Raw genomic sequence first — 13,773 nt, 5'->3', positions numbered from 1 at the left:
CTAGAGGGAGACGAGAGACACATGGCCGTACGCGGATTCCTGGGGCGTCAGCGCCGGGAGTACAAGGCGCCGGAACCGCACCCGTCCGGCGCGCGGCCCCCGAAGCTCCCCGGTGAGCTGGTCCCGAACCATGTGGCGATCGTCATGGACGGCAACGGGCGCTGGGCGAAGGAGCGCGGGCTGCCGCGCACCGAGGGGCACAAGGTCGGCGCCGAGCGGGTGCTGGACGTGCTCCAGGGCGGGATCGAGATGGGCGTGGGCGCGATCTCCCTGTACGCCTTCTCCACCGAGAACTGGAAGCGCTCCCCGGACGAGGTCCGCTTCCTGATGAACTTCAACCGCGACTTCATCCGCAAGTCCCGCGACCAGCTCGACGAGCTGGGTGTGCGGGTGCGCTGGGTGGGGCGGATGCCGAAGCTGTGGCGGTCGGTGGCCAAGGAGCTCCAGATCGCCCAGGAGCAGACCAAGGACAACGACCGGCTCACGCTGTACTTCTGCATGAACTACGGCGGCCGGGCCGAGATCGCGGACGCGGCGCAGGCGCTGGCCGAGGACGTGCGGGCCGGCCGGCTCGACCCGTCGAAGGTGACCGAGAAGACCTTCGCGAAGTACCTCTACTACCCGGACATGCCGGACGTGGACCTGTTCCTGCGGCCCAGCGGCGAGCAGCGCACCTCCAACTACCTGCTGTGGCAGAGCGCGTACGCCGAGATGGTCTTCCAGGACGTGCTGTGGCCGGACTTCGACCGCCGCGACCTGTGGCGGGCGTGCCTGGAGTTCGCCTCCCGCGACCGCCGCTTCGGCGGGGCGATCCCGAACGAGGAGCTGCTGGCCATGGAGGGCAGGCAGCAGTAGGGCGGGAGAACGGCTCCGGGGGGCGCCAGGCGCCCCCCGGGACGGTCACGGTGACCGGATCACTAGATCACTAGGTCACCGGATCGCCGCATCACGGCTGCATCACGCCTTCAGCGCGTCCCGCTTTCAGCGCATCCCGCTTTCACGCGCCTTCACCGCATCACGACTTCGCCGCGCACTCCGCGCACGTGCCGAAGATCTCCACCGTGTGCGCCACGTTGACGTAGCCGTGTTCGGCGGCGATGGCCTCCGCCCACTTCTCCACGGCCGGGCCCTCGACCTCGACCGCCTTGCCGCAGGAGCGGCACACCAGGTGGTGATGGTGGTCGTCGCTGGCGCAGCGGCGGTAGACGGACTCGCCGTCGGCGGTGCGCAGCACGTCGACCTCGCCGGCGTCGGCGAGGGACTGGAGGGTGCGGTAGACCGTGGTGAGCCCGACCGAGTCGCCCTTGTGCTTGAGCATGTCGTGGAGCTCCTGCGCGCTGCGGAACTCGTCGACCTCGGCGAGGGCCGCCGCCACGGCGGCGCGCTGCCGGGTGGCGCGTCCCTTCACGGGCGGTCCAGCGGTCGTCACCGGTTGCCTCCTCACGTCTGCTCCTTGCCCGGGTCATTGTGCCAGCCCGGACCGACAGCGGTCAGACGCCGGCCGCGTCGCCGGCCCCCCGGCTGGCCGGAATCGTGCACTCCGCCGGGTCGCCGGAGGGGTGCGCGGCGGCTGCCGCCCGCGCGCGCCGCCGGGCCAGCGGAGCCGCCAGCGCCGTCAGCACGATGAACGCGCCGATGGTCAGCAGCACGATCGTCGCGCCGGGCGGCACGTCCTGGTAGTACGAGGTGACGGTGCCGCCGAGGGTCACGGCCACGCCGACCGCGACGGCGATGGCGAACGTCGCGGCGAAGCTGCGGCTGAGCTGCTGGGCCGCCGCCACGGGGACGACCATCAGCGCCGACACCAGCAGCAGGCCCACCACGCGCATGGCGACGGTGACGGTGACCGCCGCCGTGATCGCCGTCAGCAGGTTCAGCGCGCGCACCGGCAGCCCGGTGACCCGCGCGAACTCCTCGTCCTGGCTGACCGCGAAGAGCTGGCGGCGCAGGCCCAGGGTGACCAGGACCACGAAGGCGGCCAGGAGACAGATGGCCGTCACGTCGGACTCGGAGACCGTGGACAGGGAGCCGAACAGGTACGAGGTGAGGTTGGCGTTGGAGCCGGTCGGCGCGAGGTTGATGAACATGACGCCGCCGGCCATGCCGCCGTAGAAGAGCATGGCGAGGGCGATGTCGCCGCGCGTCTTGCCGTACCAGCGGATCAGTTCCATCAGGACCGCGCCGAGCACGGAGACCAGGGTCGCCATCCACACCGGCGACCAGGACAGCAGGAAGCCGAGGCCGACGCCGGTCATCGCCACGTGGCCGATGCCGTCGCCCATCAGGGCCTGGCGGCGCTGCACGAGGTAGATGCCGACGGCGGGGGCGGTGATGCCGACCAGGACGGCCGCGACGAGCGCCCGCTGCATGAAGGCGTAGTTCAGGATTTCCATGGTGGGGCTTCTCAGCTCAGCAGTCCGGTGCGGACCGGTTCGGCGCCCGCCGGTGCGTGCGGGTGGACGTGGTCGTGGCCGGGCAGCGCGTGCTGGCCGACGGCCTTGGGGGGCGGGCCGTCGTGCAGGACGCAGCCGTCGCGCAGGACGACCGCCCGGTCGATCAGCGGCTCCAGCGGGCCCAGCTCGTGCAGGACCAGCAGGACGGTGGCGCCCGCCGCGACCTGCTCCCTGAGCGTCGCCGCCAGCACCTCCTGGCTGGCCAGGTCGACGCCGGCCATCGGCTCGTCCATGATCAGCAGCTCGGGGCCGGCGGCGAGCGCGCGGGCGATGAGCACGCGCTGGTGCTGGCCGCCGGAGAGGGCGTTCACGGAGTCCTTGGCGCGGTCCGCCATGCCGACCAGTTCCAGGGCCCGGCGGACCGCCTCGCGGTCGGCCTTGCGGAAGACGCCGAAGCGGGTCCGGGACAGCCGGCCGGAGGAGACGACCTCCGCCACCGTCGCGGGCACGCCGCCCGCGGCCGTGGTGCGCTGCGGGACGTACCCCACGCGCGCCCAGTCGCGGAACCGGCGCCGCGGGGTGCCGAACAGCTCGATCTCCCCGGCGCTGACGGGCACCTGGCCGATGACGCTGCGCACGGCCGTCGACTTGCCCGAGCCGTTCGCGCCGAGCAGCGCGACGACCTCGCCGCGGCGCACGGTGAGGTCGATGCCGCGCAGGACGGGGCGCGCGCCCAGTTCGGCGCGGACGCCGCGCAGGGATATGACGGGCTCTTCCGCGGACCCTTCCACGGGCGCTGCGGCAGATGCTGTGACGGGCGCTGCGGCAGGTGCTGTGACGGGCGCTGCGGCAGGTGCTGTGACGGGCTCGTTCATGCCGCCCTCCGGGGGGTGTGTCACTTCGCTCCCAGGGCCTGCTGGAGGGCCTTGAGGTTGGCTTCCATGACCTGGAAGTAGTCGTCGCCGCGGGACCGGTCGGTGATGCCCTCGATCGGGTCGAGGACGTCCGTCTTCAGGTTCGCGTCGGCGGCGAGGGTCTTCGCGGTCTTGTCGCTGACGAGGGTCTCGTAGAAGACGGTGGAGACGCCGTCGGCCTTCGCCGTCTCCGACAGGTCCTTCACGCGGGCGGCGCTGGGCTCCGACTCGGGGTCGAGGCCGCTGATGGCCTCCTCGGTCAGGCCGTAGCGCTCGGCGAGGTAGCCGAAGGCGGCGTGGGTGGTGATGAAGACCTTGGTCTCGGTGTCCTTCAGGCCCGTCTCGAACTTCGTGTTCAGCTCGCCGAGCCGCTTCACCAGGGCCTCGGTGTTCTTCTTGTAGTCGGCGGCGTGGTCGGGGTCGGCCTTCTCGAAGGCCTTGCCGACGCCCTCGGCGACCTCGGCGTACTTCACCGGGTCCAGCCAGATGTGGGGGTCCTGGCCGCCCTCGGCCTCGTGGCTGTGCTCGTGCTCGTGCTCGTGGCCGTGTTCCTCGGCGTGCTCGTCGGCGTGGTCGCCGGAGTGCTCGTCGGCGTGGCCGCCGACCTCGGTGCCGTGCTCCTCCAGCGAGGTGAGCGCCGCGGCGTCGATCTTCGTCTTGATCCCGGACTGGGTGATCGCCTCGTCGACGGAGGGCTGGAGGCCCTTGAGGTAGAGCGCCGCGTCGGACTCCTCCAGCTGCGCGGTCTGCTTGGCGCTGATCTCCAGGTCGTGCGGCTCCTGGCCCGGCTCGGTGAGGCTGGTGACCTTCACGTGGTCGCCGCCGATCTGCTCGGCGAGGAAGGCCATCGGGTAGAACGACGCGACGACGTCGAACTTGTCCGAGCCGCCTGCCGCCGCGCTGTCGGAGGAGCAGGCGGTGAGGGTGCCGAGGCCGAGCGCGGCGGTGGCCGCGAGCGCGATCCCGGGTATCCCGGATATGCGGTGTCGTCGTACGTTCATGACACTCATTTTCAACAAATATGGAAACGGTTGTCAACAAACGTCCTGAGCGGCCCCCGCGGGACCCGGGGCGGCACGGAAGGGGCCCCCGAGCTGCGGCCCCTACCCGGCACCGATTTGATTGAGGGGGAGCACTCGCCGGTACCCTGAGGCATTCGCTCTGAAGCGTCTCGCTTCAACGCCCGTCGTCGTAATGAAGAGAGCACCGTGGCCGCCGACAAGATCGACACCATCGTCAGCCTGAGCAAGCGCCGTGGCTTCGTATTCCCCTGCAGTGAGATCTACGGCGGTCAGCGCGCCGCCTGGGACTACGGTCCGCTGGGTGTCGAGCTCAAGGAGAACCTCAAGCGCCAGTGGTGGCGCTACATGGTGACGTCGCGCGAGGACGTCGTCGGTATCGACTCGTCCGTGATCCTCGCCCCCGAGGTGTGGGTCGCCTCCGGCCACGTCGCCACCTTCACCGACCCGCTCACCGAGTGCACCTCCTGCCACAAGCGGTTCCGCGCCGACCACCTGGAAGAGGCGTACGAGGAGAAGAAGGGCCGGGCCCCGGAGAACGGCCTCGCCGACATCAACTGCCCCAACTGCGGCACCAAGGGCCAGTTCACCGAGCCCAAGCAGTTCTCGGGCCTGCTGTCCACCCACCTCGGCCCGACGCAGGACTCCGGCTCCGTCGCCTACCTGCGCCCCGAGACCGCGCAGGGCATCTTCACCAACTTCGCCCAGGTGCAGACCACCTCGCGCCGCAAGCCGCCGTTCGGCATCGCGCAGATGGGCAAGTCCTTCCGCAACGAGATCACGCCCGGCAACTTCATCTTCCGCACCCGCGAGTTCGAGCAGATGGAGATGGAGTTCTTCGTCAAGCCGGGCGAGGACGAGAAGTGGCAGGAGTACTGGATGGAGCAGCGCTGGAACTGGTACACCGGCCTGGGCCTGCGCGAGGAGAACATGCGGTGGTACGAGCACCCGAAGGAGAAGCTCTCCCACTACTCCAAGCGCACCGCCGACATCGAGTACCGCTTCAACTTCGGCGGCAGCGAGTGGGGTGAGCTGGAGGGCGTCGCCAACCGCACCGACTACGACCTCTCCGCCCACGCCAAGGCCTCCGGCCAGGACCTCTCCTACTTCGACCAGGAGGCCGGCGAGCGCTGGACGCCGTACGTCATCGAGCCCGCGGCCGGTGTCGGCCGCGCGATGCTGGCGTTCCTGCTGGACGCCTACGTCGAGGACGAGGCGCCCAACGCCAAGGGCAAGATGGAGAAGCGCACCGTGCTGCGCCTCGACCACCGCCTGGCCCCGGTCAAGGTCGCGGTGCTCCCGCTCTCCCGCAACCCGGAGCTGTCCCCGAAGGCCAAGGGCCTCGCCCAGACCCTCCGGCAGAACTGGAACATCGAGTTCGACGACGCCGGCGCCATCGGCCGCCGCTACCGCCGCCAGGACGAGATCGGCACGCCGTTCTGCGTGACGGTCGACTTCGACACGCTGGAGGACAACGCGGTGACGGTCCGCGAGCGCGACTCCATGAAGCAGGAGCGGGTGTCGCTGGACCAGATCGAGGGCTACCTGGCCGCGCGCCTGATCGGCTGCTAGGACCCGCCGGGCCCTCGCCCGGGCCCCGCACGCGCCTCGTCCTCGAACGCCGGGCGGGCCGAGTCACTCGGCCCGCCCGGCGTTCGGCGTCGGCACCGGTTCCGCCCGGCGGTCCCGGACGGGACGGGCGATCTCCTCGGAGGTGACATTCAGGTGGTGGCCGGATGACCGGCGCGGGCCCTGGGCCGTCCCGTCTGATCGCGACGGTGGACGCCCTGCGGTCGGCGCTGGCGAAGAGCGCGGATCTGCTCGGGTTCACGCTCGGCGGGACGATCGGCGAGAAGACGGCGGCCACCGCGGAGGCCGACGGGGTGCCGCGGGAGTTCCTGGACTTCTGCCGGGTGCTGGACGGCGCGGACTGCGGGCCGTCCGTGCGGCTCTTCGGCCTGGAGGAGGCCGTGGAGCACCAGTTCTACTGCGAGCCGGTGGTCGGCTCCCCGCTGCCGCTGTCCCCGGAGAAGCTGTTCTGCGTCGGGGTGATCAACCAGGCGCCCGTGTTCCTCGACCGCACGGGCGGCGGCGTTCTCGGCGCCTTGGAGGAAGGCGCCGACTGGGTCGACGCGGAGCGCTTCGAGCGGCCGGCGCGGGGGCTGGAGGAGTTCTTCCTGGAGCGGCTGGCCACTCCTGCCGCGTACGCGCGGCTCGCCCTGGCCGACGACGAGCCGGCGGAGTACGAGGACTGGCTGAAGCTGCTGCGGCGGGCCGGGCTCACCGGCTGAGCCGCCATACGGTCAGGTCAGCCAGGACGACATGTCGAACGGGCGCAGTCCGGGTGCCTGTCCGCGCAGGTCCGCCGTCCCTCTCGCGCGCATGGGGCCCCGGCACGGGAACCGGCCCCGGCTCCCGTGCCGGGGACTGTTGCGCCGCGGCGCGCGCTCAGGCCACCGTCCGTGGCAGGCGCAGGCTCAGCAGGTCCGCCAGGGCGCCGCCCCCGGCTTGCGCTCCGGCCCTACAGGATTCGGCGTTCGGCGTTCGGTGCGGCCTTTACTGCTCTCTTCTGGCCCACAGAGTGGTCAGATCGATCTTGATGAGGCGTATCCCCTCGCGCCCGGCGATCAGCAGGTGGGCGTCACTGGTGAGGGCGAGACCGTGGACGGGGGACAGCACTGGCAGCGCGGTCATTCGCCCGCTGAGCAGGTGACACAGGTGGAGGCGCCGGTCGGACCAGGCGACGGCGAGCACCGGCCCGGCGTCGGTGTCGGCGACGGCGGGGGCGGTGGGCAGGGCGTTACGGCGCTCCACCGGGTTCTTCATGGGCTCGGCGGTGACGGAGTCCCACAGGGCGACCGTGCCATCGAGGCCCCCTGTGACGACCAGGAGGGTGTTGTCGACCTCCAGGCAGGCCACGCCGGTCACGGCGGAGCGGTGCGGCTGGAACGTGCCGGGCTCGGGGACGGGGCGGCCCAGGGGCCAGAGGTGGACACGGCCGCGCCCGTCGCCGACGGCCGCGTACCGGGCGGTCACCGCGACGGCGGTGGGCCGGTCCGAGAAATCCGGGGGAGCGGCGAGCGAGGCGGCGTTGTGGTGGAGCATGAGCGATCCGAGCCCAATAGGCGCCGGTGCGTCGGGGGTGAGAGGGAGAAGGCGCAGGGTGCCCGAGCGGTCGAGGGCCAGCAGGCAGTCGGACGACACCGGGCCGAGCGCTGCGGGCTGCCACGCGGTACCGGACGGAAGGGGCGCGAGCGCCTGCCCACCGGTGAGCGCGTACTGGGTCAGGCGGCCCAATGAGTCCGCCGAGACGAAGGCGCCGCCGGACGTGTCCGGCGCGGTGCCGGCGGGCAGGAGCGCGAGAGCGGTGGCGGTGCGTGTCGGCAGTGACCAACGGGTCATCCACGGGCTGGCCTCGGCCAGTGGCCGCAGGTACTCGGCCAGCCGTGGGTTCATGCCGACCGAGGCGGTGTGCAGGATCGCGGCCCGCTGGACATCCGGCAGATCCGGCGCGGACAACGCCGGGGCGGCCTCGGCCCAGATGGCCCGTAGACCCGGTGGTTGCGGAATCCTCGGGTCGGCAAGGGCGGCGGTGATGGCCGGCACCGAGCCGTATACCAGATAGCCGGGGTCCCTGAGCAGTTCATGGGCCGTGCCGGCGGCCAGCGCCCGGTCGAGGGCGTGTTCGCGCTCGTCGGGCGTCGCCGCGCGCCAGTCGCTGCCCGGGAGCAGCGGTGTCGCGGCTTCGCCTGGGGGCGCCGGTGAATGCGCGTCCGCATGCGCGACCGTCTGTGAGGCATCCGGCGCCGAGGGCATGTCCACGATCAGCAGGTCTTCCGCACCAAGCAGTTCCGGGGTGTCGGATTCGACGATCATGCGGACGTTCGCCAGCGCTCTCAAGGGAGTGATGAGGTTGTCCACAACTGCGCCGGGCCGGGCGGCGGGCAGGTCTGCGGGACCCCGTCCGGACCGGTGCAGGTCGGTGACGACCAGCAGGACCGGTCGCGGATCGGCGCCCAGACGCCGCAGCAACTCGTCCGGTTCGACCGGGCCGTAGCCCAGATGCCGACCTATCTGCCAGGCCAGGGTCTGGACGACCTGGCCTGCGGCGAGGCCCACGGCGTGGACGGTGATGCGCGGGTCGGAGGATGCCTTCGCCACCCCCGCGACGAACGAGGCCAGCAGCCGGCTCTTGCCCGCCCCTGGCGGGCCGATGACGACGGCGGTGCGCGGTGTGGAGTCCCCGGATCCGCTGACGTCTCCGGAGTCTGCGGCCCAAGACAGCAGCGACTGGGCGGCACGGGCGAGGGGACTGTCGAGGTGCGGCCAGACGGCTGTGGCGGTGTCGGCGCGGGGCTCCGTCCGCACGGCTTATCGCGTCCCAGGAGCCTGGGGGCGGGTGGCTTCCCGCAGCTGGCGGATGCCCTTGGCTCGTTCGGAGGCGGTGTCGCCGTACGACACGTTGTGGGTGAGCGAGGCGTCGGGGAACATCAGCTCCAACCACATCGAGCAGTAGTGGCCCGGCATGAAGCATGCTTCCAGCTCGGTGTGGATGCGGGTCACCTGTTCCGGCTCGATGCCAGCCTCGTACATCTTCGACCAGGTGCGTTCCTCGGGATGCGCGCACAGAGCCCCCGACTCGGTGACCAGGTGTCTGCCGCCGTCCGGATCGGTGAACTCGAACGTCGCGTACGCCTCGACGCTCGCGGTGGTGCGGATGTCCTCCAGCACCAGCGGCCACCAGTTCTCCGGGTCCTCGAAAGCACGGGGGTCGGCGGCACTCAGTGTCTCCAGCGTGGTGCGGAAGGCCGCCGAGGCGTCTTCCGGGGTCTCGGCGGCGCCGAGGACCTCCAGGAGGATGTCCAGCTCCAGCAGCGCCTCGGCGAACAGAGCAGGGGCGGAGCTCACGAACCGGTCGGGCTCGGCGTACCCGATGAGCACCCCCCGGACGTCGCCCTCACCCGTCACGCACAGCTCGAAGGCGCGGTCCGAACCCAGGCGGGTCCAGGAGGCTTGGTCCTCCTCGTCCAGTCGCTTGCCTATGGAGTCCGCGTAGGCGAGCAGGGACTCCGGCTCGTCCGGCAGGGTGTGGAAGTACGGCATCACCCGGAGAGGGAGGAGGAGTGGGTTCGGGGTGGTGCCGAAACGGCGGACTCCGGCAGGGCCGAAGCGGTCGATGAAGGGGGCGCCGGTGGGGGGCACGTCGGTGTCTCCTCGGGGTTCAGTCCATCAGGGCGTTACGCACGTAACGCAGGACCATGTACCAGGACGAGTCGGGGCTCTCCACGGCGACAGGATCGGCCCGGCGCATCAGGGTCAGCAGCCGCTGTTCGGCTCCCTCGGGGTCGAATCCCGCGTCGCCGGCGGCCTCGCCGTCGTATTCCGGCCGTTCCATCTCGAGTTCGTACAAGAAGTACCCCAGTGCATCGACACTGCTGTTGAGTACATGTATGTAGCGATCTTCCGGGATGCAGTACACAACTCCTGTGACGGTGTCGACGGCGACGGTGTCCATGCCGATGCCGCCCAATGTCAGCCAGGATGACATGTCGAACGGGCAGTCGGAGTACCGCTCCTGGACGGCCTGCCAGGCTTCACCACCCACTCTGAGGTCACCGTCGACGAGGTATCCGTCGGCCTCGAACCACTGCTCCCGCTCCGGCAGGCCGACATCTCGCAGGAACGCGCGGGTCGGCTCGTGAGCGATGACGGCGAGCGGTTCGTCGTTCAAGGTGACCAACTCATCGAAGACCGACTCCATCCTGGCTCGGTCGATCATAGGGCTCATCGATGCTTTTCGGCTCTCACTCGGGGACGGCTGTCCGCGATGCTATCAATCAGTGCTGCGGGTGCAGACCCTGGAAGTTGGTCCACGGGCTTCTCTTCGCGGGACGTTCACCCGGGTACATTCTGTTGAGTCGTTCCTCCATCTCGCGGTTTCCACTTTCCGTCGTCCCCGGTCCGAAATCCACACTGTGAGTGACATTGACGTGCGGCATATATTTCTGGATCCATGCCGCGCAGTCACTGCTTTCGCTGCATGGCTCCCGCTCCGTGTAGAGATCCTTCACATGCTGGCCTGTTCCGTTTTCGAGGAATGGCACGCCGAGGACCTTCTCCGAATGGACTGGGTTGTTGCTGCGGCCGACCAGGATGAACTCTTGCTGCTTGCCCTCATGGTCGTACGCCACGTGCGCCGCGGCGTAGTTGTTGCTGGTGAACTTCGGTTGATTGGTCTCCTTGTCCGCATTGTAGTTCCCGTAGCTTTTCTGCTCGTGCCGCGCCAGGGCGGTTGCCCGGGACAGCTCATCCTCGTAGAAGGGCACCTTCGTGGATTCCTTCCGGGGGCGTGCTCTTCTCTGCTCCGGAGTGTCCTTGGGATCCCAGGCGTAGGGGTTGTTCGGGTTCTTGGGTCGAGGTGGCAGCCTGTCCTTGTTCGAGCCGGTCAGCTTCAACGGGATTCCGAGCAGTTCCCGATCGCTGTCCGTCAGGTCGGCAGGACCATTCTGTGTAAGCCGCTGTATCTTCCCCCGGTCGTTCAGAAGGTAGACAGGGGTCTCGCCCAACTGTTGACGCAATTCGTCGCGGCCAGGCTCGCGTCGCTGAATCTTGTGGAGATTATGCGCGATACTCTCATCGTTGTCTCGATGGTTGTCGCGCATTTTTCCTACGCCGCTCTTCATGTCCTCGCCGACATGCTTCGCGGCTTTCTTTGCGCCCTTTTCGATTCCCTCCATAGCTGTATCCAGGGCGCTGTTCACGGCATTCGCGATCGAGTCCTTGCCGCGCGTGGCTCCTTGGCGTCTTTTCGCAGCGTGGAAGTGCGACATGCTGTCGCCGTCGAAGTGGTCGCCCGCTCTCTTGAGCGCGTTCTCCAGCGATGTGTACGACTCCAGGTCGACGCCGATCTTCCCTGCGCCACCGCCGGAACCGCCTCCTGATCCGCCGCCGCCCGACCCGGCGGAGGCGATCTGCATGGACGCCTTCCCCGCGTCATGCAGGGACTCCTTGCCCGCCTGGACGGTCTTGCCGAGGTCCACGTCGTCCTGCAGCCCCAGCGCTTTCGAGCCCGTCTGAACGACCAGGTCCCCGACCATGGCTCCGATCGCCTCCTCGATCGGAGCCGTCACCCGGGACATGATCTCTTCGACGACCTGCTGCTCGACCTCTCTGAAAATTCGTTTCACCGCTATACGGCACGCCTGGGTACCCGCCAGACCCGCCAGTGACGACAACCCCAGGGTCACCGGCGCCGCGGCCACTGCGGCGGCGATTTCCGCCGCGAGTATGCCGAGTTGGGCAATCGCGGCGAGCTTAGCGCCCTCGATCAGCACCGCGACCGCGTCCAGGCCGTCGCCGGCGGCTCGCCCGATGTCCGCCAGGCGGGTCAGGTGCTTGCCTTTGACCTTGTCCCAGTGAGCGGCCAACGCGTCGACGGCGGGCCCCTCGTTGGCGCCGAGCATGTCCTGGATCGACGCGTGCAGGTCGAACGTTCCGTTCTCCAGGCTGGCCGCGAACTCCCGCATGGAGTTCGCCATGGCGCGGTAGTCGTCCTCGTCGACGTTGGGCCACGACACGCCGATCAGGTCAAGAGCCTCGTCCAGATGGCTCGGCAGCACAACGCCCATGAACACCCCCGTGATGGTCGACCTGCGCCCAGACGTCATTCCTGCAGGCGATTGTTGGATCAACAGTGCGGATTTTGGGGAGACTTCGTGCGCATGCGTATGTGCGAGACGGGTGGTCAACAGAACAACAGGCCGTCGCCCACATGGTGCAGGGCCGTGTATCAGGACGACCCCAGGCTCTTCGGGGTGACTGGGTCGGTTCGGTGCATGAGGGCGAGGAGTTGGCCGTAAAGGGTGTCGGGAGCCGTTGCCCGTAGTCGACTTTGGGGCCGTATGCGGGCCGCGCCCTCCCTCCCACCCGCGCGCAGGACCCCGGCACGGGAACCGGGTCCGGGGCCCGTGCCGGGGACCGGCGCGTCGCGGCGCGCGTTCAGGCCACCGTCCGGGGCAGGCGCAGGCTCAGCAGGCCCGTCAGGGTCACCGCCGCCAGCTGGACCAGGAGGGCCGTCATCAGGGCGTCCCGCATGCCCAGGGGCGGGATCAGGGAGAGGAACAGGGTGCCGAGGGTGGCCACGCCCAGGGCCAGGGACGCCTGCTGGGTGGTGGACATGACGCCGCCGCCGACGCCCGCGCGGGCGGGCGGGACCTCCGACAGGACGACCCGGTAGATCACCGGGAGCTGGAGCGCCTGGCCGGCGCCGGCGAGCGCCCCGCCCGGCAGGAGCTCGACGACGCCGAGGTCCGGCCAGGAACGCCAGGCGGCCAGCGCCATCAGGGCCAGGCCCGCGCCCTGGAGCACCGCGCCCGCCGGCACCACGCGGGTGCCGTAGCGGGTGACCAGCCGCGGGCCCGCCAGCGAGAAGACGAAGAACACCACCGCCAGCGGCGCCAGCGCCAGTCCCGCGGCGACCGGGCCGAGCCCCGCGCCCTGCTGCAACGCCACCGCGATCACGAACATGAAGCCGCTGAAGCCGACCGAGAACGGCACGATCAGCACCAGCCCGCGCCGGAACGAGCGCAGGGCGAACAGGCCGGGCGGCACCAGCGGCGTACGGCCCCCGCGGTCCGCCGCGCGCTCCACGGCGTAGAACGCCCCCGCCAGCAGCGGGAACGCCGCCAGCACCGGCCAGGTCCACAGCGGCCAGCCCGCCGCCCGGCCCTCGGTCAGCGGCAGCAGCAGGGTCAGCAGGGCGGCGGCCAGCAGGATCGTGCCGGGGCCGTCGACCGGCTCCGGGCGCGGCGAGCGGGTCTCCGGGACCGCGCGGGCGGCCAGCACCAGGCCCGCCAGCACCACCGGCACGTTCACCAGGAAGACCGAGCGCCAGCCGGTGCCCGCGACGTCCGCGGCCACCAGGACGCCGCCCAGGACCTGCCCGGCCACCATCGCCAGGCCGGCCGTCGCCCCGTACAGGCCCATGGCCTTCGCCCGCCGCGGGCCGGACGTGGTCGCCTGGATGGTGGCGAGGACCTGCGGCAGCATCGCGGCGGACGCCGCGCCCTGCGCGACGCGCGCCGCCACCAGCGGCCACGCGCCGGGGGCCAGCCCGCACGCCAGCGAGGTCAGCCCGAAGGCCGCCATGCCGCCCAGGAAGAGCCGCCGCCGGCCCAGCAGGTCGCCGAGCCGTCCGCCGAGGACGAGCAGCACGGCGTACGCCACCCCGTACCCGGCGACGACGAGTTCCAGGACCGCCTCGTCCGCGGACAGGTCGGCGCCGATGGCGGGCAGGGCGACGTTGACGATGAAGAAGTCGACGAGGGGCAGGGCCGCGCCGAGCAGCACGGTGAACAGGCCGAGGCCGCCGAGGACCGGGGGCGTCGCCGGGCCGCCCGGCCGGACAGGACGTGAAGTGATGGTTTCGGTCACGGGGACGAGCCTGAG

General features: G+C 70.4%; 12 protein-coding genes. 3 read left to right on the top strand and 9 right to left on the bottom strand.

What is annotated here, in order from left to right; all coding sequences use genetic code 11:
- The first annotated feature begins 21 nt into the window (after positions 1–21).
- Complete coding sequence (locus ABZ340_RS00970; protein WP_358779588.1) at positions 22–855, top strand: isoprenyl transferase; 834 nt, start codon at positions 22–24, stop codon at positions 853–855.
- 160 nt (positions 856–1,015) lie between these two features.
- Here the strand turns inward: ABZ340_RS00970 and ABZ340_RS00965 are convergent, their stop codons facing one another.
- From ABZ340_RS00965 to ABZ340_RS00950, 4 genes are all read right to left on the bottom strand, one after another.
- Positions 1,016–1,429, bottom strand: a complete 414-nt coding sequence (locus ABZ340_RS00965) for a transcriptional repressor (protein WP_358779587.1) — start codon at positions 1,427–1,429, stop codon at positions 1,016–1,018.
- Positions 1,430–1,490: 61 nt separating this feature from the next.
- The gene (locus ABZ340_RS00960; RefSeq protein ID WP_358779586.1) at positions 1,491–2,393 is read right to left on the bottom strand and encodes a metal ABC transporter permease; all 903 of its coding nucleotides are present in this window, start codon (positions 2,391–2,393) and stop codon (positions 1,491–1,493) included.
- Between the two features lie 11 nt (positions 2,394–2,404).
- The gene (locus ABZ340_RS00955; RefSeq protein WP_358779585.1) at positions 2,405–3,184 is read right to left on the bottom strand and encodes a metal ABC transporter ATP-binding protein; all 780 of its coding nucleotides are present in this window, start codon (positions 3,182–3,184) and stop codon (positions 2,405–2,407) included.
- 104 nt (positions 3,185–3,288) lie between these two features.
- Complete coding sequence (locus ABZ340_RS00950) at positions 3,289–4,308, bottom strand: metal ABC transporter substrate-binding protein (RefSeq protein WP_358779584.1); 1,020 nt, start codon at positions 4,306–4,308, stop codon at positions 3,289–3,291.
- 207 nt (positions 4,309–4,515) lie between these two features.
- Between ABZ340_RS00950 and ABZ340_RS00945 the strand changes: the two genes are divergently transcribed.
- Positions 4,516–5,898 (top strand): glycine--tRNA ligase, encoded by a 1,383-nt coding sequence (locus ABZ340_RS00945; RefSeq protein ID WP_358779583.1) that lies wholly within the window; start codon positions 4,516–4,518, stop codon positions 5,896–5,898.
- Positions 5,899–6,062: 164 nt separating this feature from the next.
- A complete protein-coding gene (locus ABZ340_RS00940; RefSeq protein WP_358779582.1) occupies positions 6,063–6,617 on the top strand; it encodes a hypothetical protein in 555 nt (184 codons plus the stop codon).
- A gap of 265 nt (positions 6,618–6,882) precedes the next feature.
- Here the strand turns inward: ABZ340_RS00940 and ABZ340_RS00935 are convergent, their stop codons facing one another.
- The 5 genes from ABZ340_RS00935 to ABZ340_RS00915 all read right to left on the bottom strand — a co-directional run bounded on the left by ABZ340_RS00935 (position 6,883) and on the right by ABZ340_RS00915 (position 13,758).
- Positions 6,883–8,694: a WD40 repeat domain-containing protein gene (locus tag ABZ340_RS00935; protein ID WP_358779581.1), complete on the bottom strand. Its 1,812-nt coding sequence runs from the start codon at positions 8,692–8,694 to the stop codon at positions 6,883–6,885.
- Positions 8,695–8,697: 3 nt separating this feature from the next.
- The gene (locus tag ABZ340_RS00930) at positions 8,698–9,528 is read right to left on the bottom strand and encodes a nucleic acid/nucleotide deaminase domain-containing protein (protein ID WP_358779580.1); all 831 of its coding nucleotides are present in this window, start codon (positions 9,526–9,528) and stop codon (positions 8,698–8,700) included.
- A 19-nt stretch (positions 9,529–9,547) separates the two neighbouring features.
- Positions 9,548–10,105, bottom strand: coding sequence for an SUKH-4 family immunity protein (locus ABZ340_RS00925; RefSeq protein ID WP_358779579.1), 558 nt, complete (start codon positions 10,103–10,105; stop codon positions 9,548–9,550).
- A 58-nt stretch (positions 10,106–10,163) separates the two neighbouring features.
- Positions 10,164–11,954, bottom strand: coding sequence for a nucleic acid/nucleotide deaminase domain-containing protein (locus ABZ340_RS00920; RefSeq protein ID WP_358779578.1), 1,791 nt, complete (start codon positions 11,952–11,954; stop codon positions 10,164–10,166).
- A 370-nt stretch (positions 11,955–12,324) separates the two neighbouring features.
- Positions 12,325–13,758, bottom strand: a complete 1,434-nt coding sequence (locus ABZ340_RS00915; RefSeq protein WP_358779577.1) for an MFS transporter — start codon at positions 13,756–13,758, stop codon at positions 12,325–12,327.
- Positions 13,759–13,773 lie beyond the last annotated feature (15 nt).

The organism is Streptomyces sp. NPDC006134 (assembly GCF_040628835.1).
Taxonomy (GTDB): Bacteria; Actinomycetota; Actinomycetes; order Streptomycetales; family Streptomycetaceae; genus Streptomyces.
This window is presented reverse-complemented; position numbering and strand designations above follow the sequence as displayed.

Bases quoted from the DNA above. Each gene is read 5' to 3' on its own strand.
- ABZ340_RS00970 (WP_358779588.1), top strand. From the start codon at position 22: ATGGCCGTACGCGGATTCCTGGGGCGTCAGCGCCGGGAGTACAAGGCG.
- ABZ340_RS00960 (WP_358779586.1), bottom strand. From the start codon at position 2,393: ATGGAAATCCTGAACTACGCCTTCATGCAGCGGGCGCTCGTCGCGGCC.
- ABZ340_RS00950 (WP_358779584.1), bottom strand. From the start codon at position 4,308: ATGAACGTACGACGACACCGCATATCCGGGATACCCGGGATCGCGCTC.
- ABZ340_RS00940 (WP_358779582.1), top strand. From the start codon at position 6,063: ATGACCGGCGCGGGCCCTGGGCCGTCCCGTCTGATCGCGACGGTGGAC.
- ABZ340_RS00925 (WP_358779579.1), bottom strand. From the start codon at position 10,105: ATGATCGACCGAGCCAGGATGGAGTCGGTCTTCGATGAGTTGGTCACC.
- ABZ340_RS00920 (WP_358779578.1), bottom strand. From the start codon at position 11,954: ATGGGCGTTGTGCTGCCGAGCCATCTGGACGAGGCTCTTGACCTGATC.